Below are 24,039 nucleotides of genomic sequence, written 5' to 3'. Positions count from 1 at the left end.
AAAAGAAGTGTTTAATTTGACTTTGGGGATTCGCCAAGTGGTTTGCTAAGGCTCATTAAGGAACTCAAAGGTTGCAATAGAATAATTAGAAATTAAAGAAATAGCCACAGCCTTGTTTCAAGATTGCTTCGGAAGAATTACAATTTCAAGGCGGAAGTGGTGATTAGGGGGGTGAGCCAAGAAATCTTCATATTCGGGTAGTTGGCGAAAATACGATTAGCTAAAAAGCAAAGCGTCTTTGACGGAATACAACTAAAGACCAGGTTATTTGGAAAGTCTAAGTTGAGATCATTCAATGCGCACATAATTTTCAGAGTAAATACGATTGCCGTCACCGTCCAGTTCGATTTGGCTGAACTTGTTTGGACTGAGATTTAATTCATATCTAAACTCCCTTTTCTCCTGAATGATTTTAGTCATCATTTCAGAGCCGTAGTTCAACATTTCGGTAAGATCATTACCAGCGATTTCATAACTGCCATATCCAAACCATTCTGTGGAGTCTAAGGGCACGCTTTTGCTCCACATGACCTTTGTGGCGGTGTACATTTTCACTTGTTTATAACCTTCAGTGAGCTTGAATGAATCGGTGACTTTGTTGTTCACATAATTGTAATAGCCCACGAGTTCCCATGCACCTTTGAGTTGTGTATTGACTTTTTTGTCTTGTGTATCTGGATCCTCTTCAGTTGTGTTTTTTGTGTTGTCTTGGCAAGAGAACATCAACAGAAGAACTATTGGAAATAGCTGTATGATTTTCATAACGTGGGGGTTAAATTGTTAATGTTATCTTAAACTTACAAAAAAAACCGCAATAAAGCGGTTTCCTATTTTCATTTATTTCGAAAATCTGTTATTGGGTAAAAAAATAGACGCCTGAAGCAACTACAGCCAAGACGAGAATAATCAAAATTACGATTACAAATATGGACGTCCCTTTGGTGGTGGCATCTTTTTGTAGGATGTAATCATCGCGTTCTTCCTCTTCTTTTTTTACAAATTTCATTGTTTCATTTTTAATGGTTAATATAAACGGTTTTTTTATTGACGAATTCCATGATGCCTTCTTCAGAAAGTTCTCTTCCGTAGCCAGAGGCCTTGGTGCCGCCAAATGGCAACCTTGGATCTGATTTTACCAATTCATTTATAAAAAAGGCGCCATCTTCAATTTCGGAAACGTGCGCAGTGGCATCTTCAAAATCTTCAGTGAAAATCATAGTCCCCAATCCAAATCTGGTATTGGCGACCATTTCGTAGGCCTCTGCTTTATCTTTAACTTTTATGATGGCCGCGACAGGACCAAAGGTTTCCTCATCAAAGATAGGCATGTTTGGCGTGACATTGGTAATAATGGTAGGTTGGTAGTACGCTTTTTTTCGTTCGTTGCCAAAATGTACCTTTGCGCCTTTCTTGAGCGAGCGTTCAACTTGGTCTTCCAATATATCGGCTAAATCCGCTCTTGCCAAAACGCTAAAGTCCGTTTGATCATCGGTTGGGTCGCCATGTTTAAGGCTTTTTACCTTTTTGGTAAACTTTTCTAGAAACTCATCGTAAATGGATGCTTCCACAATAAATCGTTTTGCTGCGATACAGCTTTGACCCGTGTTTTGCATCCTTGCGTTTACCATGATGTCCAGATAGGCTTCTAAATTGGCATCTCCTAAAACGACACAGGCATTGTTTCCGCCGAGCTCCAAGACTGCTTTTTTTAGATTTCGGCCAGCGATTTCAGCAATTTTACGTCCTGCTTTTTCACTGCCGGTAAGAGAGACCGCTTTGACACGATCATCACTTAAAATTTGTTCAACTTGATCATGGTTAACCAATAAGGTTTGAAAACAACCCTTGGGATAGCCAGCCTTTTCAAAAAGCTCTTCAATGATCAAAGCACAACCTGTGACATTGCTCGCGTGTTTAAGCAGAGCGGTGTTGCCGGCAGTCAAGGTTGGGATTGCAAATCGCATGACCTGCCAAAACGGATAGTTCCAAGGCATAACGGCTAAAATAGTACCTAAGGGGTCGTAACTAATAAAACTTTCCTTAGCATCGGTCTCGATGATTTGATCTGCTAAAAACGAATCCGCATTCTTTCTGTAAAAATCACATAAAAAGATGCACTTTTCAATTTCAGACCGACTTTGTGCAATTGGTTTGCCCATTTCTGCAGTCATGAGTTCGCTATAGGTTTCTAGATTATCGCTTAGGATTTTGGCAACTTTATTCAAAAGCTTTGATCGCTCTTTAATGGGTTTCTGTCTCCAAGTCTTCGACACATCGTTCGCTAATTGAAGCATCGATTCTACTTGAACATCAGTATGCAGGTTGTAGGTTTTTATTGATTCCCCTGTGAAGGGATTGTGGGTGGAGGTTTTATTTGACATATTCGTTGATTTTTATGAATAAACAATGTAAATTTAGCAGAGCTCTCCAATTAACGCAAAAAAACAAAATAGTAACGGTATTGCCTTTTGTTTAAGTCAATATTTGAATCTAATGAGTCAAGTTTTAAGGTTAATAAATAGCAACTTTGAACTGAGCGCAAAACGTGCTCATAATTTTACAAATCAACTAATAATAAATATTAAAAACATGGGAAAAGAAAGCAGTGCATTACTAGGAATATTAGCAGGAACAGCAATTGGCGCTACATTGGGCATTTTATTTGCTCCAGATAAAGGGGTCAATACAAGAAACAAAATAGCTGAAGAAACTGCTCACGCTAAAGACAAGATTACTGAAAGAGCAACACATTTGAAAGATAATGTTGTTAATACTTGGGCTTCGAGCAAAGCAACACTTGATGAAAAAGTAGAATCTATAGTAACCGATGCTAGCCATAAGGCCGATGACGTTATCTCAACTCTGGAATCCAAATTGTCGCAGTTGAAAGAAAAAAATAAAAATCTACAGAAGGATAAGAATTTTCAAAAAACTGTATAAAATATGTCTGTGTTTAATTCAATAAGTGAAACAACAGATAAAGCGACAGATATTGGCGAGAAGTATTACAATGCTTCCCTTCAATATTTTAAGCTCAAACTTTTCAAGAGAGTAGCCTCTGTGCTTTCGATTGTAGCTAAACTCGCAATTGTTGGGATTTTAGCCCTATTGACCATTTTGTTTTTGGCAGTTTCTGCTGCAATTGCAATAGGACAAGAGCTTGATAATTTGGCGCTGGGTTATTTGATCGTTGGCGGTATCTTATTGCTATTAGCCATCATAGTAGTATCCTTAGGGAGTGTTATAGATGGTAAAATACTTAAAAATTTATCTGATAAATTCTGGGATGACGATGATGACTAAATCTAATAAACCACAATATACCAATTTCAAACAAGTTGATCATGATCTTAAACGTTTAAATCTTGAGCGTAAGATTGCGGTTGAAGAACTGAAAATTGTTAAGAGTGATTACATTGAGGCATTATCTCCTTACAATTGGCTTCAAACAGGCTTAAAATTCGCTGGGAAATATGGCGTTTTCGTATTACTGAAAAAGTTGTTCAGATAATTGAAATTCACAAAAACTAAAAAGAGCGCTATTCAAAAATAGTGCTCTTTTTTTTTGCTCAAACGCCAGTTATACGGCGACCTTCTCAAGTACCAGGTTTTTGAGAACCTTTTTTCGATACTCATTAGGTGTGATGGCGTATTTTTCCTTGAATATTTTCGAAAAATAACTTCTACTGGTAAAGCCAATGGAATAGACCACTTCAGAAATATTCAAATTGGCCTGGTTCAATAAATCCCTGGCACGCTGCAAACGGATATGTCTTACATATTCAGTAACCGTTCTCGTATATAAAAACTTAAAACCTTCTTGCAGTTTAGCCTGTGATAATCCAGACTCACTGGATAGTTGATCCAGAGAATAGTCAAAAGAGGGTTCCTTGATTATTTTATTGCCCAAACTTCGTATCAACTTTAATTCGCTTTGGGATAAGGATGTTGGTAAGGGTACGCCTCTAGAAAAGGTATTGTGCTGCTGGATATGATAGGATAGGATCTCATAGACCAAGGCCTCAATCTTTAGGGATTTTACCATGCCCTGGCCTTTGGTTTTTTTGATTTTTTTGATGAAATCACCCAATTTAAGATTCAAGCTGCCATAATGTGCAAATCGGAGCTCATGATCGGTATCCACAAAAACCTCATGGAGCCGTTTATTCAACGTGGAGACATTGGAGGTTCGTTTTTTTAGAAAATCCTTCCGTTTGATTTGGATCATGTTGATATCCAGAGGTTCACTGGCAGGAAAATGCAAGAAATTTTCACCTTCGGCCTTGTTAGTGAAAATAAGCGAATGAAAATGCTCCACTTGCTTCTCTTCGTTGTTAACGCCAAAACGATGTGTGAAGTGACCGCGAAGATTATACATAAAACACAAAGGGTTTATAGTATCTGTCTTGGTCCTAATCATCACATCATCAAAAAATTTGATCTCAAAATCAATCAATTCAACACCCCAATCAAATGGCATACAGGTAATTTTTCCTTTAGCAAGGTGGTTGTCAACTGTAAGACAGGATTGATGCCAGTCTTCCTTAAGTTCACCCCCAATGCTTTTCAAGATTTGTTTTAAACTGTTTTTGTTATCCTCTGGTACAATGTCTATTTCTATCATGACTCTATTGAGCTCTTATCATCGTTATTGGCAATGATTGCTATTCGTTTTTTTCAATGTTTAGGGTGTGTACTTCCTTCCGAAAATCATTAGGGGTCACATCGTATTTTTCCTTGAAAATTTTTGAAAAATAGCTCCTACTGGTAAATCCAATGGAATACACTATTTCACTAATGTTAAGGTCTGAGGTGCTTATAAGTTCACGTGCTTCTTCCAATCGTACATGTCTGATATATTCTGTGACGGTTTTTCCGTATAAAAACTTAAAACCTTCTTGTAATTTGGCCTGTGATAATCCCGAAATCCGTGAGATTGAGCTTAAACTGTAATTTTTACTTGGTTCTTCAACAATCTTCTCAACCTGCCGTCTAATGGTCTGCAATTCTTTTTTAGAAAGGTTGACCAAATTCTTGATGTTGTTTTCTGAATTGTTGTGCTGTTCAATAAATAGGGACAAGATTTGCTGAACTTCACCTTCCATCTGTAAGGTTCTAATAATGCCTTCGCTATCTATATTTTGTAATCGCTCAACATGATCGGCCATTTTGAGATCAATACTGCCATAGTATGAAAAGTTATCTTCTTTATTGTTGTTTACAAAAAGCGCATTGAGTTTGTCGCTGAGATAATCCACGTTATTATTGCGTTTTTTCAGGAAACGTAACCGTTTGATTTGGATACTGCACAACTCAATATGAAGGCCTTTGGGGAATAGCGAGACGTGTTCAATGGATGCGTCACAACCGGCCAATATGGCGGTATGGTATTGCTCTAGCTCTTTAAAAGATTCTTCATTTTTGAAACGGTGCTTCGTGCTGCCATTCAAGCAATAGAGAAAATGTATGGGTTTTACTAAAGAAATATCAGTGGCAATGGTGACTTCTTCAAAGAAAATAATATTAATCTCAACCAAACTTACGCCCCAATTAAAATTGAAAAAACGCATGCAACCTTTAGCAATGTCGTTGTCAACTTCAAGCACGTATTCACCCCATTTTTCGCTGAGCTCGCCTCCAAGTTGTTTTTGGATTGCTAAGATGGAATTCTTAAGCGTTTTTTCTTTGATTCTGATATTGATCATGGCAGCAAAATTAGTTTAGAACTATATACTTGTAATTGACCTCTCCTAGATGTTTGTAATTGTTTTTACCTGATTTTAATTGTTTCAAGTCCATATTGTCAGCAAGCTGAGCCTTCTCATACTGATCTAATAAGCCATTGGAAAACAAAATGTATTCGTCCTCTTTGATGGCGTTTTTCATTAAACGATGCGCTATGATCACATCTTCACCCATGAGTTTAATACGACTGCCTATTTGAACAGCTTCTACATGCTCACCATAATGAAGAATGATTTTTAAGCCCAGCATGTGATTGATGTTTTCACTATCCTCATTACCGGAGTTTTGGTTAGTGAGATTCTTGAGCTGTTTATAAAATTCGTCATGAAAATGCCGACATTGCTTCAACAGGATTTCAAAAGAGGGCAGCTCGCCGGGAAGATAAAAAAAAATCGCATCGCCCTCAATTTCAGAAACCTTGAGATCGATGGTGTTGGTGTATATGATCTTATTCAAAAGAGAGGAAACCACTTTATGGCTGAGATCAGAATTGGTCTCGCTCATAAATTTGGTAAACCCGCTAATATCTGGGATGCAGATCAAAGTTGGTCTATTTATCATAAATGATTCATTGGTGGAACAAAAGTAATGCTTATAATTTTAACTTTTAAAAATATAAGATGATTGATTCTATTTAAATTATTTGATTATCAGTGGCTTGAATTTTCAACACTCAAATGAGTTAATTGTTTTTCGATAAAGCACAGTGTTAATTTATGTATTTTTTGCTTAAATTTTATACAATCAATAAATTATTTCTTGTAGGCTATTGCCATGGGTGTTTTTAGCAAATATAGCAAGAACTTCCTAATTGAGTCAAACAAGTATTTTATACAGCACTAGTTGTAAGGTATTATATCATAAGTTTACATCACATTATCATTTATTTGATAGTTACTTCTTATCATAAGAAGATTGGTTGGTTAGACCTCAGCAATGAAATACGTGCTGAGGTTTTTTTGACTTTTGGCTGAAATGGTTTTTTTGATTAATATGAGTTAGAAATATTTGATGAAATCCATCTCCACTAAACAAAGCAATACACTTTATACTAGTATCCAATCAAATCCATCTGAAGCTTTGAAACCGTTCAACTTAGTTTATGTGAGCGGTTCTGACTTGGCGATAATAAGGGAGAAACTCAAGGATGATTTTGTTTAATTGGAAGGAAAGAAAGAAAACAAAATCGGAAAGATCTAAAATGCATTATAGGTTTGGTCATTCCATCAGATTACAAGATGTTTCAATTACCAATTTTAGTGCACGCCTATCTATGCTGCACAAAGCGATGCAACTCTAGCATGTTATTTCTGGTTTCATTGCACCGGCAGAAGCTTAGGTCAATACCAGAAATGTATGCCATAAATAGTATGTGCATCTTTTTTTAGTGCAATCTTATAAAAAAGGAAGCCTATTAAAGTGTATGGAGACCTTGAAAAAGAAACCTTCTCAAAGCCCAAATCCAACTAAAACAGAGCACTACTTCCTAAAACTTGCAAATCGCTACGACCCTTCTTTCAGTGTGGAATAGTTAATAATAACTTAAGATTCGGAATGCGTCAAATTTTGGCGTGTTTAGACTAAACCCTTTCTTACTATTAGGCTATTTTTATTGTGAACTTATGGGGGTATCCCATTTGATGGAAACCAACAGCCATCACAAAAAAAACTGTTGCCAATCTAAAAATCAATTATTATATGAGTACTTACACAGAAGAAGTCGGAAAGAAATTAAACGAATTATTAGAGAAAACATACGATGCAGAAAAGGGTTTTAAAAATGCAGCGGAACAGATTGAGCATCCCGCATTGAAATCGTATTTCAACCAAAAGGCGCAAGAGCGTTACAATTTTGGACATGAATTAAAAACGGAGATCAAGTCTTTTGGTCAAGAAGTGGATAAGGGCGGAAGCTTAACCGGATCGGCGCATAGAGCTTGGATGAATGTTAAAGCATTATTCTCAGGCGATAATGAAGAATCCATGCTGGAAGAAGCCATCACAGGTGAGAAAGCATCGGTTGAGGAGTACAACGAAGTCTTGCAGGAAACAAGTTTGCCTTCGAGTACGCGATCGATCTTAAACTCACAGAAACAGACGATTGAAACAGGCTTGAGCAATATCAAAAATCTTGAGGATTTAAGAGATAGCCAATAAAAAAATTGGTAGTTTACCATGATTAAAGAAAGACGCAATTTGCGTCTTTTTTTTTTGCAGTGTTAAATTTTTAAATGCGTCCAATGGATTAGCTATCGCGTCAAGCATCAACAGATATATTGCTTTCTTTTATAAAAAACGAATCATGTTTTATAAATTAACTAATAGTTCCGAATTAGAAACCATAGAAGAAGAATTTAGTAGAAAACACAACTTCCCTAATCTATACAAGTCTAAAACAATCTTAAATGGGTTGAAGGAGGTTACGGTATCCATTATTACCGCACAAGACCCTGATCAAATCAATCACGCCATTTGGGGCTTGTTACCAAAAGACTTCGATGATGATTGGAAATCCTACCAAAGTGTGGATAACACCCTTAATATTAATTTAGATAAGGTTGACGCGTCTGACGAGCTTTATTACAACGCGCTCACAACCAATCGATGTATTGTAATCACTTCGGGTTTTTTTACTTCACGGCTTCATGAAGGCAAACTTTTTCCTTACCATGTACATCTTAAAGATCATAGGCCATTTGGTATTGCTGGTGTTTACAACATGTTGGAAGACGGGTTCATTACCTGCTCAATTCTAATTACAAAGGCAAACAGAGCCTTTGAAAATATACCGAATCTTAGTAAAAATAAACCCTTGGTATTTAAAAACGGCGATTTTTCAAAGTGGTTGGACACGAGCAAATCGTATCAAGATCAAATGCCATTGATTCAAAATCATGAGACTCTTGAATTTTTATCATATCCAATCAAGGAAGAATTCTATAGGGATTCTGGTGTGTATGACACTATTATTGAAAGTGCAGATTATTATGACATTTTGAGAACCAGTTAAAATACCGCTTTTGAGTTAAGTATAAGTTGTAATGCGATAAGTGATTTTTTAGATTTTAGCGACCTTGCAATTAATAGATTGAAAATCAATCTTATCATTTTTAAACTAAAAACCATTTTTTATGTTACGTTGGACAATCACATTTATAATTATTGCGATCATAGCAGCAGTTTTAGGCTTCGGCGGAATTGCAGGAGCAGCAGCAGGAATAGCAAAAATTGTATTTTTCATCTTTATTGTTTTATTTGTTCTATCTTTACTCAAAGGTGCATTTAAATAATCAATCATAACTTCATTAACACTAACCTTTAAAACGTTCATTATGAAAAAATTAGGTAAATTATTTTTAATATTATTTACAATTTCAACTGTATTTACCAGTTGTAGAGATACCAAGGAAGCAGACGATGTTGGCGATGCCGTAGAAGATGTTGCAGATGATGTAGAAGATGCAGTAGATTAATCAATCAGTATCCTATTAAAAAAAGAGCCTCATTGAAAAATGAGGCTCTTTTTTTATGCCAAAGATTTTAAGTCTATACCAATGGCAAATCAAAATTAATTCGAATGTTTGGTATGATTTCTAAAAAGTAAAATCCTTTTATAGGGGCGGCTGGCTATGGTATCTAAATATTTTGGTAGGCCATCGGTTGGCAAAGATCCATGTCTAAAACATCTTCAGATATATTTTTTTTCATCAATACCTTGACTGTTGGGATCTAAATGTTTTGCTATATCTGAAGGATTTCTAATCTGCATATACTTATTTCCCATAATCACAATGGGATAGTTTAGAACTTCTGGATGATTGTTCAACACTTTGATCCAGCCATCCTGATCTAAATTTGCATCCTTATCATAATTTTCAGTAAACAAGGGATGCTCCTTGTCTATCAAACCAGAAATGGGAATATCGAGATGTTCTGCAATATCCTTCCATTGGGTGCCGGTCACCTTATCCTTGGTTACATCTATGCCTAAAAGCTCTTTAAAAGAGGCGTTGACATAGCCGTAGGTTTGTTTTCCTATAGACGATTCTGAACTGTAATAGATTTTGATCATGTTTTTATGAGTTGAAATACTTGCCATTGTTTGTTTTGATGGTAAGATATAAAAGTAATTTTAAAAGTAAAATTGATTTAACGCAATTGAACCAAAATTTAACCTGATTCAAAGTAAAAAATAGTTTTGCCTATGTGTTTACTAAATGTGACTATTATTACTGTTGATAACTTCGACCTCAATTTTGATATAAAAAACCCTACTTTTGTCGCTAGTTTAGGCGTTTTGAACAATAACCAAAGTTTAGAAATCGAAACTAATTAAAGGAATCAATAATTATTAAGTCATATATTATGTCAGATCAAATTGAAAAAGTAAAATGCCTTATCATAGGTTCTGGTCCTGCAGGTTACACTGCCGCTATTTATGCTGCGAGAGCCAATATGAAACCCGTGTTGTATCAAGGCGTTCAGCCTGGCGGTCAACTTACCACCACCAACGAAGTTGAAAATTTCCCAGGTTATCCTGATGGAATCACGGGGCCAGAAATGATGATTGAATTACAAAAACAAGCGGAGCGATTTGAAACCGATGTGCGCAACGGTTGGGTCACCAAGGTAGATTTCTCTGGAGACATCCATAAGGTGTGGGTTAACGATACCAAAGAGATTCATTGCGAAACTGTGATTATCTCCACCGGCGCATCGGCCAAATATTTGGGCATCGACTCTGAACAAAAATACCTCAAGTTGGGTGGAGGTGTCTCTGCTTGCGCAGTTTGCGACGGTTTTTTCTATAGAAATCAGGAAGTTGTGATTGTTGGAGCAGGCGATAGTGCTTGTGAGGAAGCACATTACCTTTCAAAACTGTGTAAAAAAGTGACCATGCTTGTTCGTAGAGATGAGTTTAGAGCTTCAAAAATCATGTCGGCAAGGGTAAAGAAAACCGAAAATATTGAAATACTTTACAATACGGAAACCGATGAAGTTCTTGGGGATGGCCAAGTGGTGACAGGCGTTCGCGCGTTCAATAACCAAACCAATGAGAAGCACGTTATACCTGCAACAGGGTTTTTCGTGGCGATTGGGCATACACCAAATACCGACATCTTTAAAGACTATTTAAAGATGGATGAAACGGGATATATCATCAACAAACCAGGCACTGCGAAAACCGAGGTTGAAGGTGTTTTTGTTTCTGGTGATGCAGCAGATCATGTGTATCGTCAAGCCGTAACCGCAGCGGGAACTGGTTGTATGGCTGCTTTGGATGCTGAGCGTTATCTAGCAGCTAAAGATGCCGATTTTGAATTTGTTACGCCAATGTATTAATTTTAACTTGAATAGTGGCAATGCAAATTTAGACAGGTTTTAATATCTTAAATCAGCCTACACCAATAAATCTTAAGCATAAAAAACTCCGAAACGGTTTAGTTTCGGAGTTTTATTTTTTAATAAACATCGCATTTATTTTTCTTTCTTCTGAAGTTTTGCAGATTCTGTAAAACGATTGATTGTTATTTTAGGGTTTCCGTAAAGGTAAATCTCGCTTGAGCCAGACGCTTCAATATTAATTTGCTCCATGACTTCTGTGGTAACCTCACTTGAGACCTCTGCATTGACTGTACAGTTTTTAACGCTAAAGTTCTTACCGTCAAATTGGGAGTCGTTATCTGTTCTAATCGTTAAATTAGTAGCTGTGCCTTCCACATTGGCATTCACTCTTTGGTAGAGGTCGATTTTTGTTTCTGGAGCGTTGATCAATGCATCCATTCTAGCGTTATCACTCATGATGATCGAGGCATTGTTGGCTGTGATGTTCAATTTGACTTTGGCTTTATCCAATGCCGTAAAATTAAATTGATCTGCCTTGATATTCAAATATGCCCTAGATGAGCCTGTAGTTTTCAAGTTGGCATTGGTAAGCTCTAAAGAGGTAAGTGATCTAATCTCGGCATCGTCATTGACTTCGATATCCTTGAAGGTTTCGCCATAATTGATTTTGATATTGAGTTGCTTCGGTCTAATATCTCCCACGCTTTTTAGGCTTAAAACGCCAGCAACAACCTGTATTTCGATATATTCGTGCAGGTTATCGTCTGTCTCAATCTCAACCGACGGTTTTTTGTTGTAAAACAGTTCTACCTCAAAATCTTGGCCAACAACTATCTTTTCAAACTCATCAACGTAAGTCTGTTTGATGGTCAACTCTCTATTCCCTTTGACTTTTTCAAGTTCTTGGGCGCTTACAAGGCCCGGGCAACTTAATATGGTTGCAAGTATAAAAATAAATCTTCTCATTTTTTGTTCTAAGAATGCTCGCAAATATAAACAAAAACCATCCCAAACTTAATTTATCGTTTGAATTGGTGGCATCATAATGGCCTTAAACAAACCGAAAGCCTATATTTTGCTATTCGAATTAGAAATAATGTGACTTACTTGCGAACCTGTTGATGGGCAATATAAATAGATATTTCCATCAAAAAACGATCTTTGAACTTAATTCGATTAAATGCGATCCTGCCGCTGCTTTTATTTTGCCAAACAACGAATAACAAACCGCTTTTAACGGTGTCTTCAGTTTAATCGCTATCTGTGCTAATCTCAATGCCGTTACTGTCAATATTCACTCTAACCGAGTCTGTTTTTGCTTTAATACCGGTACTGTCTGCTTTAAAACTGTTGGTGTTGGAGTTGGCCTCAATTCCGTTTTCATTTATTTTCAAACTTGCGCCTCCATCCTTTAAGTCCACCTTGACCTTAAAACGCTCTTCTTCCAAACAGTCTAAACAAGTGTTGCCATCTTCAGTGACTTTTAGTAAATGACCTACATCTGAAAACGACATTAAGTTACCCCCAGATGCATGACTGTTCAAAAAACTGGATGTATTTTGGTGCATTCTAAAGAGGGTTGCTTCCGGCAAATAAATGGTAATATCTACTTTTTGATCTAAAAATTTGTTGTCATAATCGGTCACGATAAAATTATCCAAGAGCAATTGATTGTTATTGATTTCATAATGATAATCGATAAAATCAGCCGTTTTTCGAGCTTCCATAAAGTTACGGCCTCTGGCTTGCTTTTCAATTCTGATTGTGGCTACCGAGTCTTTTGTGGACCTAACACTCACATGAATATTCCTGGAGTAGATCACCTTCTGATCGTTTTCATCATAAGTGATTTCAAAGCTGTTATTTCTAAAACTGTTGCTATTCATTCGGTTCAATTGCGTAGACACCATTTTAATTTGAAGCGTATCGTTCGTGTTCAAGTTGAGGCGTTCGTTGGTAAGTGTGGAGTTTTCCGAAGAAAAATAGGAGGCTTGTCTTGCGCTCATAAAAATTATCGAGAATAATGCAATCACCCATAGTCCCAATAAGGTCAATTTCGCGACCTTGCCTATCGATTTCAAGTTGTTGATCAAGATCTTGAGGCCCAAGTAGGATATAAAGAAAAATGGGATTCCAAGAAAGAGGAACAGTGCAAACCCTCCCAGCCAAATCGGCATTCCAGTGGTGTTGAGTACTTCTGGATAATCCATCCACCAAGGATGAAAGTAAGACGAGGTGCCCAAAGAGAATACACTTATGATGAGGCCTAAAAGTAAAAGGGCGCCAAAGATGATGAGCAACAGCCCGAAAAATTTCGCGAATACATTGAGAATGAACATGACAATGGTTCCAACAGCATCAAAAAAGCTAGTGGAAGTCGATTTGAAGCGCTGTCCTTGTTTGGAGAAATCGGCGCGTTTGACGCCTTCATTGATGGAACCGCTCACATGCTCGAAGCCTTCCTTCAGTTTGTCCCCATGTTTTTTGAGATCGACATTTTTTACACTGTTCGAGACGTTTTCAAACCCATCCTTTATTTTTTTTTCAATGTTGCTAATGTTTACAGGCTCGCCACGCATCATTAATTTTTCAGCAGTGGTTTTGGCTTCTGGGACGAGAATCCAAAGCAAAATATAAACCAAAACGCCTGTTCCCGCACTTAGTATGAGCAAGATCCATATAAACCTGATCCAAATGGGGTCTAGACCCAAATAGTGCGAAAGCCCAGAACAAACGCCACCTATATAAGAATTATCTGTATCTCTAAATAAGCGTTTAGTGTTCGTGTTGCTTTTGGCATAGCCTTGTCTGGGTTCATCCTCAAAAATATCGTCATCTATCAAATAATCTTCAGGCTCACCCATAATTGTGACGATCTCATCCACCTCTTTCACGCCAATGACCTGTTTATCGTTCTGCATACGCTCATTAAAAAGCTCTGCAATACGTGCTTCTATATCGGCTATGATTTCATCGCGTCCTTGAGAATTGGTAAACGAGCGTTTGATGGCCTCCAAATAGCGCTGTAATTTCAAGTAGGCGTCCTCATCGATGTGAAAGAAAATGCCTGCTAAATTTATGTTGACTGTTTTATTCATCTCTATTGGTGTTATTTATTGTGTCTGGTTACTAGATTGACCGCATTTTGAAGCTCGGTCCAAGTGCTGTTCAATTCGCTAAGAAATAATTTACCGGTATTTGTGAGTCCGTAATATTTTCGCGGAGGCCCAGACGTGGATTCTTCCCAACGGTAATTGAGCAAACCTGCATTTTTGAGTCGTGTGAGCAAGGGGTAAATGGTACCCTCCACCACAAGCATTTTTGCATCCTTGAGTGTTTCAAGAATTTCGGCAACATAGGCATCCTCGTCCCTTAAGACGGATAAGATGCAATATTCCAAAACGCCTTTTCGCATTTGCGCTTTTGTGTTCTCTATCTTCATATAATGCTTCTATAGGTTATGTCGGTGTTTTTAATATGCTGAAGGGTTTTCGTATCCATGAATGCCTTCAATTTAAAGTGTGCTATTTTAGGTTTTACGTTCTTATTTCAGAAATGTAATGGTTAACGGATATCGATACAATTCGCCATCGCGGGCTTTTAAGCTAGCAATAACAATGAATACCAATTCCAATAGAAACCCGAAAACTGCCAGAATGCCTAGACCACCAGTAAAATAGAGCAGAGGAGAAGGTTCATGGATGTTGAAATGAAAGTTCTCAAACCCGTTGAAATCGATATAATCAATACCACTCATAAACTTGAATATGAAAAATGGGATCGTGAGCATGCCAATAATCACGGTGTACAGAAGAATGCTGATTTGAAAATTGATGGCCTGTTTGCCATGGGCGTCCACAAATTCGGATTTGCCCTTATTGAGTGCCCACAATAAAATGGGTGCGATAAAATTTCCTAACGGAAACACGAATCTTGAAAAGGTAGATAAGTGGATGAAGGTGGCGATGTTCTTGTGATTGTTTTCTAGCATGGTTCAAAGGATATAGTAACTTCTTATACAAATATATGTCCTTAAAAAGGTATTATGTTACGCATAGTACTATAATTTAACATAAAATTAACAAATTGAAGTTCCGATTATTTTCTATATTTTAGCTGAAACTTCAACAGTCCATGACCATATCACCCACAAAATTAAATCGTTTCCTCATGCTCAAATTACCTGCAGCCTATTTATGTGGGGTGCGCACCAAATTTTTAAATGAAACCACCTGCGTTGTGGCTGTGACCCATCGCTGGATCAACCAAAATCCCTTTAATTCCATGTTTTGGGCAGTGCAGGGGATGGCAGCAGAATTGAGTACAGGGGCCTTGGTCATGACCAAGATAAGACAGAGCGATCATGAAATTTCCATGCTCGTGGCCAATAATAGAGCATCGTTTTCCAAAAAGGCCACAGGTAAAATCACATTTACCTGCAATGCAGGTAAGGCTATTGATGAAGCGATTGTTAAAGCAGTAGACACCAAAGAAGGTCAAACCGTTTGGCTCAGTTCCAAAGGTATTAATGAAGAAGGTTTGGAGGTATCTGACTTTAGTTTTGAGTGGACGCTTAAGCTTAGGAGTTAGGAATTTTGAAAAAATATTAAGGTCACAGTTGCAGTCTCAGTCGCAGTCGCAGTCGCAATCGCAATCGCAGTCTCAGTCACTGACACGGCTCCTCTAGTGAACAAAGCGTGTTTTAATCTTTGCTTCTAGAATAAATCATAAATATTTTATCGACCATTTGGAGATATTCCTTTTAAACTGAATTTAACAACAGACAACAGACAACAGACAACAGATCACAGATAAACAATAACAAACAACTCAACAACAAATGAACGCACACGAAATCGATTACAGGATCTTTGGAGAAGAAATGCAATTTGTAGAGGTAGAGCTCGATCCTCAAGAAGGCGTCATTGCTGAAGCTGGTAGCTTCATGATGATGGATGATGGCATTGAAATGGATACCATTTTTGGCGATGGCTCTGAAAAAGATTCGGGTTTCTTCGGGAAAATATTGGGTGCAGGTAAACGCATTCTTACTGGAGAAAGTCTATTCATGACCGTCTTTTACAATGCGAATACAGGAAAGCGCAATGTCTCTTTTGCATCACCTTATCCCGGAAAAATCATTCCTATAGATTTAACCGAGTTTAGAGGAAAATTCATTTGCCAGAAAGATGCATTTCTATGTGCAGCCAAAGGCGTTAGTGTTGGTATTGAATTTTCAAAGAAATTGGGCAGAGGCTTATTTGGTGGCGAAGGTTTTATCATGCAAAAATTGGAAGGTGACGGTATGGCTTTCGTACATGCAGGCGGCACCATGGCTAAACGGGTGCTGCAAGCTGGAGAAATTTTACGTGTGGATACGGGATGTATTATTGGTTTTACCCAGGATATCGATTATGATATTGAATTTGTTGGAGGCATCAAGAACAGTATTTTTGGAGGCGAAGGCTTATTCTTTGCTAAACTTCGTGGCCCAGGTACGGTTTATATTCAATCCTTGCCTTTTAGTAGATTGGCAGGCCGTATCTTGGCATCCATGCCACAGGGTGGTAAAAGCAAGGGAGAGGGCAGTGTTTTGGGCGGAATCGGCAATCTGCTCGATGGCGATAATCGATTTTAAAAGTATTTAATCTGTTAAATATTGATTTTTGAAGTTACAAAATCCCTTTTTTTTTAGTACATTTAAATGTTAATCAAAAAAAATTGCCTATTTCCAAATTTTACTTTCATCTAACTTTAAAACTAAAAATTATGGCAAGAGCAATGTTCGAGTACACTAAGACTGTGCTTGACAAAGTAAGTTTTGATGCAACATTGTTCTGTAAAGAATTAAAAAAAGCACTTCAGCGTTTACTACCCTACGAAGTTGAGGAGCTAAAGATTTTTATTAAATCTTTAATTCTACAGAACCCTGAGTTAAATCAATGTTTAATTTATCTAAAACCTTAAAAAAAAAGCGACTTTCGAGTCGCTTTTTTTTATTCATTTCAATAAGGTTTTTTTCATAAAACCGAAATCTGAAAATGGGGTTTACTTAGGCAGCGGACTAATAATTTGCACATTTTGAAAAGCGATTGCGCCTCTAATGATGCTAGAGATGACTTTATGCAATGATTCAATAATTTGCATTTTCAATTCACTTTTGTGATAGATCAAGCTCACTTCTCGCGCTGGCGGAGGTGGACTGAAATAACGCAATTTCGATTGCATGTTTTCGTTCAAATCAATGGTATGGAGATATGGTAAAAGTGTCATGCCCAGGCCTTCATTGGATAATTTGATCAATGTTTCAATGCTGCCGCTCTCTAGTTGAAATTTATCGATGGTTCCATCCTTGATGCTATTGCAAAGATTTAGTACTCCATCCCTAAAACAATGGCCATCTTCCAGTAAAAGGATGTCGTCTAAGTTAAGATCAGACACAGTGAGTTTTTTCAAACTTGAAAGCGCATGATCGTCTGGCACGTATCCCACAAAAGGCTCATAGTAAAGTACCCGTTCCTTTATGTTTTCTATTTTTAAAGGTGTTGCAACAATGGCTGCATCCAAATGCCCGTCGTTGATTTTGGTTATAATATCGTCTGTGGTCATTTCCTCGATTTTGAGTATTACCTTAGGAAATTTCTTTATGAAGGTTTTCAAAAACATGGGCAAGAGCGTTGGCATGATTGTAGGGATAATCCCCAATTTGAATTCCCCTCCAATAAATCCCTTTTGTTGATCTACTATATCCTTGATGCGATCAGACTCATTCACGATATTTTTGGCTTGTTGCACTATTTTTCGGCCAACGTCGGTTAATTCTATCGGTTTTTTGCTTCGGTCAAAAATGAGAATATCCAACTCATCTTCGAGTTTTTGGATTTGTGTGCTCAGTGTGGGCTGCGTGACGTGGCACTTTTCAGCGGCATTTGTAAAATTTTTATATTCGGCAATTGCCAAAACGTACCGTAATTGTGTAATGGTCATGAGTATTTATTTTAGCTATAAAATTAAAGAAAGTATTTAAAAAAACTATACCTAAAGCTGCAAAGTTTAGACTAAATTTGAATACATCTTAAAAACAATAGTATTATGGCTAAGAACAGTATAGGTCTCGATATCCAAAAAACAGAATCGATAGCTAAGGATTTGAATCATCTATTGGCTAATTTTCAAATTTATTATCAGAATCTGCGCGGTATTCACTGGAATATACGTGGAAAACGATTTTTTGATCTGCATGTAAAGTTTGAGGAGCTTTATACCGATGCCAACTTAAAAGTAGATATAATTGCAGAGCGAATTCTAACCCTTGGCGCTACGCCGCTGCACACTTTTGAAGATTATACGAAAGCTGCTAAGGTGCCTGTGGGCAAGAATATTTCGGAAGATGAAAAGGCAGTGAGACTCATTGTGGATTCACTCTCTGAGTTATTGAAAATTGAAAGACAAATACTCAATGCTTCCGGCGAGGCGAACGACGAAGGTTCAAACGCCTTGATGAGTGATTTTATCAGCGAACAGGAGAAAACAGTTTGGATGATGAAAGCTTGGTTAGGCGAAGGGGTTTAAAACTTTTAGAGATGAAAAGCCTTCAGTTTGAATTTCTGAAGGCTCTTTTTTGTTTCAGTAGGCGCTTATTGCATTGTGCTTTCTCGGTTCAAATGCGTTCTACAAACGTATTGAGATCTCTAGGTCTTCTTCCCCCAACTTAAACTTTGCATCATCGTAGATTGGAGGACCAAAACTTCGAGGGTTGTTAGACGTGCCGTAAGACTCAGCTGGCATCCCGCTGTCTTCAAAATCCATGCGCTCGTTTTCATTTTCATCATGAAGCGCCAATATAGCGTATTCTCCAGGCTGAATGTTTTCAAGGGTTATGGTACAGGTTCCGTTTTTGATGGCGCTAATGCCTTTTGCAACGGCGTCAGCCTTCATAAAGGTGGTTTTGTCGTGAAGGCCTAATAGTATCTTGCCAGAATCATTCTTGACATTTTCTATGGTCACGATAATCGTGTGTCCTGTTTTTTCTTGAGTAAATCCAAGAGATGAGACAATGGCGAAGGCAATGGAAAGGAGTACAGTTTTCATGATTTTGTGTTTTAAGGTTGTTATTAATGTTGGATCAAATATCTCAACATTTAACAATTTTTCATAAAACGATTTTCTGAACTGTTGGAATCTATGGATGAATTGTAATTAGGTATTGTTTTTTCCAGGGAAGGTATTCCAATTCGATTCCATTAAGTCGCTGCATTTTTTGAATCCCTTCAGAGGGTTTATTCCCCGAGGCTTTCCTCGGAATATAGCGAACATCTTTCAATTCATACCTTGTGGGCTTGCCCCGAAGTTATTGATTCTGAAATGGAATGCTATTCCACAATCCTATTAATTTAAAACATAGAAATCAAATGCATTTTCAATACACATCACTTGCAATTAAAGGTAACGCTACTAAATAGTATCGGTTCTAATAACCACTAATTCTATGAGATAAAAGACTCCGATTAATACATTTGGCAGGAGCCTCTCGCTCTATATTTGCTAAATAAAGCCTTTGTTTTAGATTAAAGTTATAGTTGAAGTAATTCTTTTAGCCCACTCAATGTGAATGCATTAGACAGTCATTATTACATTTTGTAATTAGGCGTTCAGCATCACTGGCATGACCAACATGGTTACATGTTCTCCTTCATCCAGTCCATCAACTGGGGTAAGGATTCCAGCTCGGTTAGGCATGCTCATTTCCAATTGCACATCGTCTGCTGTAAGGTTGTTGAGCATCTCTGTAAGGAAACGGGAGTTGAAGCCAATTTGCATATCATCACCTTGGTAATCGCAGGTCAAACGCTCTTCGGCTTTGTTGGAGTAATCGATATCTTCGGCCGAAATATTAAGTTCAGCTCCAGCGATTTTAAGTCGAATTTGATGTGTGGTTTTATTGGAGAAAATACTAACACGACGTACTGAGTTCAAAAACTGCGTTCTATCAATGGTCAATTTATTAGGATTCTCTTTTGGGATCACAGCTTCGTAGTTTGGATATTTCCCATCGATCAAACGACAAACCAAAACTGAATTCTCAAACGTGAACTTGGCATTGGAGTCATTATATTCAATAGTCACTGCTTCATCACTTGCTGCCAAGATGCCTTTCAAAAGATTCAAAGGTTTTTTTGGCATGATGAACTCTGCGACTTGATCTGCTTTAACATCTTCGCGTGTATATTTTACCAATTTGTGGGCATCGGTTGCTACAAAGGTCAATCCTTCCGTAGAAAATTGAAAGAACACACCGCTCATCACAGGTCTTAAATCATCATTTCCAGCTGCGAAAATGGTTTTTGAAATTGCAGTCGCCAAAATTTCACCAGCAATGGTCGTAGTACTTGGGTCTTCGAGCTCTACCGATTTCGGAAATTCATTACCATCGGCATAGGCCAAGGCATATTTACCGTGGTTGGAGCTAATTTCAACCGTGTGGTTGTCTTCAACCACAAAGGTCAATGGCTGCTCAGGAAATGTTTTTAAAGTATCCAATAACAGGCGTGCGGGCAAAGCAATACTACCATCTTCATCACTCTCCACGTTTAATGTGGCAGACATGGTGGTTTCCAAATCACTGGCCGAAACCGTTAGTTGAGAACCTTGTATTTCAAAAAGAAAGTTATCTAAGATAGGTAAGGTGTTCGAGTTGTTGATTACACCGCCCAATACCTGTAATTGCTTGAGTAAATACGTACTTGATACTATAAATTTCATCTGAGTCTAATTGATTTTAATACTTCGCCATGCTAAGACATGAAGCGCTACAAATATATCTTAAAGTGATTGTTTTATGAAACAAACTTATTAACAACCCGAAGGAAAAAAACCACAGATTTTAAACGTTTATTTTTATCAATTTGAATATCTGCGCTTCCTCAAAAAATTAAAGATTAACCCGAAAGCAGCAAGAATCACAAGCGGTAGCACAATATTGATCAATTGCCATTTCGTTTTTTCGTCTGCGACTTTATTGGCATCTAAGAAAGCCAACTTTACTTCTTTGGTGCGAATGTTTATAAGTCCGTCATCATTGAGCAGGTAATTCACGGCATTCATTAAAAACTCCTTGTTTCCAAACTTGCGCTTGGTTAAAAAATCAAAACCGAGTTCTTGTGGTTTGTTGCGTACCACGTCGTTTTTGATCACATCGCCATCGGCAATTACAATCATTTTAGTAGGCTCGCTTTCGGTTTTATCTTCAGAAATTTCAAAGGGTTTGACCCTGTTTTTGTAAACCGAAGTGAACCGGCCTTCCAATAACACCGCCAGACTTTGATTTGGCTTGGTGTACCTTGAAGGATCGGGCTCTTGTTTTACCATATCCAGATTAATTTCAGTAGGCACACCGTCTAATTTCGTGAGTTGGGAACTGCGTAATAAAATGGTTTTTGTGACCTCATTCTTTAAAGTGTCTATCTGGCTGGCAAAATCGAATTTAACAGGATCCAGATTCGTGGTTATGGGATGATTGGGATTGCTCGCAGCCAAAGGTGAATAGGGCCATTGCACTGGTTGAAACTGGGTATTGTTGCCCTCTCCAACCGCCAAGGTTATAGGGGCAGAGTACAGATCGTTCACAATTACGGGGTTGACGCGAACGCCGTATTTGAAAAAGAAGTCGTTGAGATTGAGGTCTTTCATGATGGCCACCGACCGGCCGCCATTGTTGAGCAGGCTGTCTTTATCCATAACCACGCTTTCAGTGAGCCATAAGCTCTTTCCGCCGTTCATGGTGTATTGGTCCAGCGCATATTTTTCTGCTTCGGAAAATGGGTCGTTAGGTTTGGCTGAAATCAACAGATCAAAATCTTCAAGCGCTTTCAAAGTGTTTTGTGGGCTTGCAGCGATACTGTCCAAGGTAAATGGTGCTAAGAAATAGTGTTCCCCTAAGGTTTTTAGAAAATCGGCGACGTAAATATCTTTAAGCTGCCCATTACCTCTTAGAACGGCTATTTTTTTCTTTTTGGGCGTTGTTAATTTCTTAAAAGCATCTGCAAAGACAAATTCTAGGTTCTGGATGGAGGCATTTACCAAATCTTGATCGGTCGCACCAATTTTGTTTTTGATTAAGGGAACAACTACCGTTTGCTCGTTATAACTTGCCAAAGCCCACGGAATGATGAGCTCTTGCGAGGTTTTTCCGCTTTCTTTTATGTTTACTTGAAAGGGTTGCAAGCCGCGTTGTGATAATTGCTGAAGGTTTTGGTCTCGGGAGCTTTCCTCTTTCAACGGATTGATGAAACTGAATTTCACATTGCTGTTGTATAATGCGAATTCCTCTATGATTTGTCTGGTCTCATCGCGAAGACGTCTAAATTCCGAAGGGAAGTCGCCTTCTAAAAAGACATCTATAATCAATGGCGAATTGACCTCGTCAACTGTTGTTAGTGCGGCTTGCGAGAGTGTGTAGCGTTTATCTGTGGTTAAATCAAAGCGCTTGTAAACGGTATTGGAAATTAAGTTGACCGCGATGATGGCAATCAACGTAATTCCTATGGTTAGGAGGGTGTTTTTAGTTCTAGTTGTCAAACTTGATGTCTTCTTTAAATGCTTGTATGCGGATTAGCTTTTGGTTTTCAAATGTGATTTCAACACATTCCTTTTGGGTATTGAATGCTCCAGGTTCTATCCCTAGGCTATAATTCCATTTGTTGTTGTTTTTGGCTTTGTTGTCGTTATTCCAAGATAGCCATTCATAGGGTCCCAATTGTTGTTTGATCTCTGCTTTACTGCTTCCCAAAAGCCTTTTTGACGCGATCATGTCATCAGAAAGTTCATAGCGTAAGTTAGGTTTTTCTTTCCAAGCTTCCGCGGAATAATACTTTTGGTGATGGTAATTCGTAAAAATATTGATCATTGGGTACGCGCCGTAAAAATAAGCAAAAGGTGTAATGACCAAACTCACTAAAATAGTGAGCCATTTACGATTGTCAATGGTTTTTACAAAAAGAAAGACCAACACAAAAACGAGGCACATCATAATCACTAAAGCAACGGTAATGATCATTTGCTAGCGCGTTTAAGCATGACTTTGGTAAATACGATAAAAAGCGTGGTAACACTCAAAAAATAAACAATGTCCCTAGTGTCCAACACACCACGACTCATGCTGTTGAAATGACTTGCCATTCCCAATCGCTCAATATATAAGCTGTCGCCAAAGAGGTTGTAATTGGTTAAGCCTTCAAAGCCAAAATAAAGGAAGAAGCAAATAAAAACAGCAACGATAAATGCCACGATTTGATTATCGGTCACACTTGATGAAAAAATCCCAATGGCCGTGTAGGCTGCTATTAGAAACAAAAGTCCAAAGTAGGAGCCTAGTATGCTGCCCAAATCCAGGTTGCCTTCTGGCATGCCCAGTTTTGAAATCGTGAAAACGTAAAGCAATGTTGGGATAATGGCGATAATGATGAGCAATAGCGCAGCAAAGTATTTGCCTAACACAATTTTAAAAAGACTAATTGGTTTGGTAAGCAACAGTTCTAAAGTGCCCTGTTTTTTTTCATCTGCAAAACTGCGCATGGTCACTGCCGGCACAAGAAAAATAAGGATCCATGGTGCGAGTAAAAAGAAGCTCGATAGATCGGCAAAACCATTGTCAAGAATATTGAATTCGCCTTTAAACAGCCACAAGAAGAGCCCGTTGAGCAATAGAAACACCGCAATTACCAAGTAGCCAATGGGAGAGGCGAAAAAGGAATTTATTTCTTTCTTGAGTATGGCAAACATGGCTTAGGGTTCAATTTATGGATTCAAAGTTAAAATTAAATATTCAGTAGCCACGAATTGGTTTGTTTTTTTCAGAATTCACATGAATTCCAAATTCCAGATTCCAGATTCCAGATTCCAAATTTTGATCTTAAATCACAACCGACAACCGACAACCGACAACACACA

General features: G+C 37.9%; 30 protein-coding genes. 13 read left to right on the top strand and 17 right to left on the bottom strand.

The window, feature by feature from the left end:
* Window positions 1-288 precede the first annotated feature (288 nt).
* From ESY88_RS03950 to ESY88_RS03945, 3 genes are all read right to left on the bottom strand, one after another.
* Entirely contained in the window at window positions 289-762 is a 474-nt protein-coding gene (locus ESY88_RS03950) for a hypothetical protein (RefSeq protein WP_147084713.1), read from the bottom strand.
* Window positions 763-853: 91 nt separating this feature from the next.
* Entirely contained in the window at window positions 854-1,006 is a 153-nt protein-coding gene (locus tag ESY88_RS20855; protein ID WP_189702512.1) for a hypothetical protein, read from the bottom strand.
* Window positions 1,007-1,016: 10 nt separating this feature from the next.
* Entirely contained in the window at window positions 1,017-2,381 is a 1,365-nt protein-coding gene (locus ESY88_RS03945) for an NAD-dependent succinate-semialdehyde dehydrogenase (protein ID WP_147084712.1), read from the bottom strand.
* Between the two features lie 208 nt (window positions 2,382-2,589).
* On the opposite strand from ESY88_RS03945, the gene ESY88_RS03940 reads away from it, so the two are divergent.
* Genes ESY88_RS03940 through ESY88_RS03930 form a run of 3 tightly spaced genes read left to right on the top strand, consistent with a single transcriptional unit; the run spans window position 2,590 to window position 3,511 of the window.
* Entirely contained in the window at window positions 2,590-2,940 is a 351-nt protein-coding gene (locus ESY88_RS03940) for a YtxH domain-containing protein (protein ID WP_147084801.1), read from the top strand.
* Window positions 2,941-2,943: 3 nt separating this feature from the next.
* Window positions 2,944-3,303 (top strand): phage holin family protein, encoded by a 360-nt coding sequence (locus ESY88_RS03935; RefSeq protein WP_147084711.1) that lies wholly within the window; start codon window positions 2,944-2,946, stop codon window positions 3,301-3,303.
* The gene (locus ESY88_RS03930; protein ID WP_317128656.1) at window positions 3,293-3,511 is read left to right on the top strand and encodes a hypothetical protein; all 219 of its coding nucleotides are present in this window, start codon (window positions 3,293-3,295) and stop codon (window positions 3,509-3,511) included. Before ESY88_RS03935 ends, ESY88_RS03930 begins: the two co-directional genes overlap by 11 nt.
* Before the next feature lie 69 nt (window positions 3,512-3,580).
* Here the strand turns inward: ESY88_RS03930 and ESY88_RS03925 are convergent, their stop codons facing one another.
* The 3 genes from ESY88_RS03925 to ESY88_RS03915 are packed head-to-tail and all read right to left on the bottom strand — an operon-like array spanning window position 3,581 to window position 6,306.
* Window positions 3,581-4,624 carry a helix-turn-helix domain-containing protein gene (locus tag ESY88_RS03925; protein ID WP_147084710.1) on the bottom strand — a complete coding sequence of 348 codons (1,044 nt, stop codon included), beginning with the start codon at window positions 4,622-4,624 and terminating at the stop codon, window positions 3,581-3,583.
* A 40-nt stretch (window positions 4,625-4,664) separates the two neighbouring features.
* Entirely contained in the window at window positions 4,665-5,705 is a 1,041-nt protein-coding gene (locus ESY88_RS03920; RefSeq protein WP_147084709.1) for a helix-turn-helix domain-containing protein, read from the bottom strand.
* Between the two features lie 10 nt (window positions 5,706-5,715).
* Window positions 5,716-6,306, bottom strand: coding sequence for a DUF2652 domain-containing protein (locus ESY88_RS03915; protein WP_147084708.1), 591 nt, complete (start codon window positions 6,304-6,306; stop codon window positions 5,716-5,718).
* A 1,137-nt stretch (window positions 6,307-7,443) separates the two neighbouring features.
* Here ESY88_RS03915 and ESY88_RS03910 point away from each other — a divergent pair.
* The 4 genes from ESY88_RS03910 (at window position 7,444) to ESY88_RS20850 (ending at window position 9,218) form a co-directional block, all read left to right on the top strand.
* Window positions 7,444-7,902: a ferritin-like domain-containing protein gene (locus ESY88_RS03910; protein ID WP_147084707.1), complete on the top strand. Its 459-nt coding sequence runs from the start codon at window positions 7,444-7,446 to the stop codon at window positions 7,900-7,902.
* A gap of 145 nt (window positions 7,903-8,047) precedes the next feature.
* Entirely contained in the window at window positions 8,048-8,755 is a 708-nt protein-coding gene (locus ESY88_RS03905) for an SOS response-associated peptidase family protein (RefSeq protein WP_147084706.1), read from the top strand.
* A 121-nt stretch (window positions 8,756-8,876) separates the two neighbouring features.
* Window positions 8,877-9,035: a DUF1328 family protein gene (locus ESY88_RS03900; RefSeq protein ID WP_147084705.1), complete on the top strand. Its 159-nt coding sequence runs from the start codon at window positions 8,877-8,879 to the stop codon at window positions 9,033-9,035.
* A 42-nt stretch (window positions 9,036-9,077) separates the two neighbouring features.
* Window positions 9,078-9,218 carry a hypothetical protein gene (locus ESY88_RS20850; protein ID WP_189702511.1) on the top strand — a complete coding sequence of 47 codons (141 nt, stop codon included), beginning with the start codon at window positions 9,078-9,080 and terminating at the stop codon, window positions 9,216-9,218.
* Window positions 9,219-9,433: 215 nt separating this feature from the next.
* On the opposite strand, the gene ESY88_RS03895 is transcribed toward ESY88_RS20850, so the two are convergent.
* Window positions 9,434-9,844: an arsenate reductase family protein gene (locus tag ESY88_RS03895; RefSeq protein WP_147084704.1), complete on the bottom strand. Its 411-nt coding sequence runs from the start codon at window positions 9,842-9,844 to the stop codon at window positions 9,434-9,436.
* Between the two features lie 105 nt (window positions 9,845-9,949).
* Between ESY88_RS03895 and ESY88_RS21655 the strand changes: the two genes are divergently transcribed.
* Window positions 9,950-10,081, top strand: a complete 132-nt coding sequence (locus ESY88_RS21655) for a hypothetical protein (protein ID WP_262713200.1) — start codon at window positions 9,950-9,952, stop codon at window positions 10,079-10,081.
* A gap of 29 nt (window positions 10,082-10,110) precedes the next feature.
* Window positions 10,111-11,088 (top strand): thioredoxin-disulfide reductase, encoded by a 978-nt coding sequence (trxB, locus tag ESY88_RS03890; protein ID WP_147084703.1) that lies wholly within the window; start codon window positions 10,111-10,113, stop codon window positions 11,086-11,088.
* Window positions 11,089-11,223: 135 nt separating this feature from the next.
* Here trxB and ESY88_RS03885 read toward each other — a convergent pair whose 3' ends face one another.
* The 4 genes from ESY88_RS03885 to ESY88_RS03870 form a co-directional block, all read right to left on the bottom strand.
* Window positions 11,224-12,057 (bottom strand): GIN domain-containing protein, encoded by an 834-nt coding sequence (locus tag ESY88_RS03885; protein ID WP_147084702.1) that lies wholly within the window; start codon window positions 12,055-12,057, stop codon window positions 11,224-11,226.
* A gap of 284 nt (window positions 12,058-12,341) precedes the next feature.
* Window positions 12,342-14,189, bottom strand: a complete 1,848-nt coding sequence (locus tag ESY88_RS03880) for a PspC domain-containing protein (RefSeq protein ID WP_147084701.1) — start codon at window positions 14,187-14,189, stop codon at window positions 12,342-12,344.
* Window positions 14,190-14,200: 11 nt separating this feature from the next.
* Complete coding sequence (locus tag ESY88_RS03875; protein ID WP_147084700.1) at window positions 14,201-14,533, bottom strand: PadR family transcriptional regulator; 333 nt, start codon at window positions 14,531-14,533, stop codon at window positions 14,201-14,203.
* A 102-nt stretch (window positions 14,534-14,635) separates the two neighbouring features.
* Window positions 14,636-15,082, bottom strand: coding sequence for a DUF4870 domain-containing protein (locus ESY88_RS03870; protein ID WP_147084699.1), 447 nt, complete (start codon window positions 15,080-15,082; stop codon window positions 14,636-14,638).
* A gap of 143 nt (window positions 15,083-15,225) precedes the next feature.
* Between ESY88_RS03870 and ESY88_RS03865 the strand changes: the two genes are divergently transcribed.
* From ESY88_RS03865 to ESY88_RS03855, 3 genes are all read left to right on the top strand, one after another.
* The gene (locus ESY88_RS03865) at window positions 15,226-15,681 is read left to right on the top strand and encodes a DUF4442 domain-containing protein (RefSeq protein WP_147084698.1); all 456 of its coding nucleotides are present in this window, start codon (window positions 15,226-15,228) and stop codon (window positions 15,679-15,681) included.
* A gap of 250 nt (window positions 15,682-15,931) precedes the next feature.
* A complete protein-coding gene (locus ESY88_RS03860; protein WP_147084697.1) occupies window positions 15,932-16,729 on the top strand; it encodes a TIGR00266 family protein in 798 nt (265 codons plus the stop codon).
* A gap of 131 nt (window positions 16,730-16,860) precedes the next feature.
* On the top strand, window positions 16,861-17,058 hold the full coding sequence (locus tag ESY88_RS03855; RefSeq protein WP_147084696.1) for a hypothetical protein: 198 nt from the start codon (window positions 16,861-16,863) through the stop codon (window positions 17,056-17,058).
* An 81-nt stretch (window positions 17,059-17,139) separates the two neighbouring features.
* Here the strand turns inward: ESY88_RS03855 and ESY88_RS03850 are convergent, their stop codons facing one another.
* Window positions 17,140-18,078: a LysR substrate-binding domain-containing protein gene (locus ESY88_RS03850; protein ID WP_147084695.1), complete on the bottom strand. Its 939-nt coding sequence runs from the start codon at window positions 18,076-18,078 to the stop codon at window positions 17,140-17,142.
* 105 nt (window positions 18,079-18,183) lie between these two features.
* Here ESY88_RS03850 and ESY88_RS03845 point away from each other — a divergent pair, with 105 nt between their 5' ends.
* Entirely contained in the window at window positions 18,184-18,663 is a 480-nt protein-coding gene (locus ESY88_RS03845) for a Dps family protein (RefSeq protein ID WP_147084694.1), read from the top strand.
* A 99-nt stretch (window positions 18,664-18,762) separates the two neighbouring features.
* On the opposite strand, the gene ESY88_RS03840 is transcribed toward ESY88_RS03845, so the two are convergent.
* From ESY88_RS03840 to gldF, 5 genes are all read right to left on the bottom strand, one after another.
* On the bottom strand, window positions 18,763-19,182 hold the full coding sequence (locus ESY88_RS03840; protein ID WP_147084693.1) for a DUF2141 domain-containing protein: 420 nt from the start codon (window positions 19,180-19,182) through the stop codon (window positions 18,763-18,765).
* Between the two features lie 552 nt (window positions 19,183-19,734).
* Window positions 19,735-20,853, bottom strand: coding sequence for a DNA polymerase III subunit beta (gene dnaN, locus ESY88_RS03835; protein WP_147084692.1), 1,119 nt, complete (start codon window positions 20,851-20,853; stop codon window positions 19,735-19,737).
* Between the two features lie 138 nt (window positions 20,854-20,991).
* Window positions 20,992-22,668, bottom strand: coding sequence for a gliding motility-associated ABC transporter substrate-binding protein GldG (gldG, locus tag ESY88_RS03830; protein WP_147084691.1), 1,677 nt, complete (start codon window positions 22,666-22,668; stop codon window positions 20,992-20,994).
* A complete protein-coding gene (locus tag ESY88_RS03825) occupies window positions 22,658-23,146 on the bottom strand; it encodes a hypothetical protein (protein ID WP_147084690.1) in 489 nt (162 codons plus the stop codon). Before ESY88_RS03825 ends, gldG begins: the two co-directional genes overlap by 11 nt.
* Complete coding sequence (gene gldF / locus ESY88_RS03820; protein WP_147084689.1) at window positions 23,143-23,871, bottom strand: gliding motility-associated ABC transporter permease subunit GldF; 729 nt, start codon at window positions 23,869-23,871, stop codon at window positions 23,143-23,145. Before gldF ends, ESY88_RS03825 begins: the two co-directional genes overlap by 4 nt.
* Window positions 23,872-24,039: the final 168 nt, after the last annotated feature.

The organism is Subsaximicrobium wynnwilliamsii, assembly GCF_007997225.1.
GTDB lineage: Bacteria > Bacteroidota > Bacteroidia > Flavobacteriales > Flavobacteriaceae > Psychroserpens > Psychroserpens wynnwilliamsii.
Note: the sequence above shows the minus strand (reverse complement) of the source record. Positions and strands in the feature narration are given on the sequence as shown.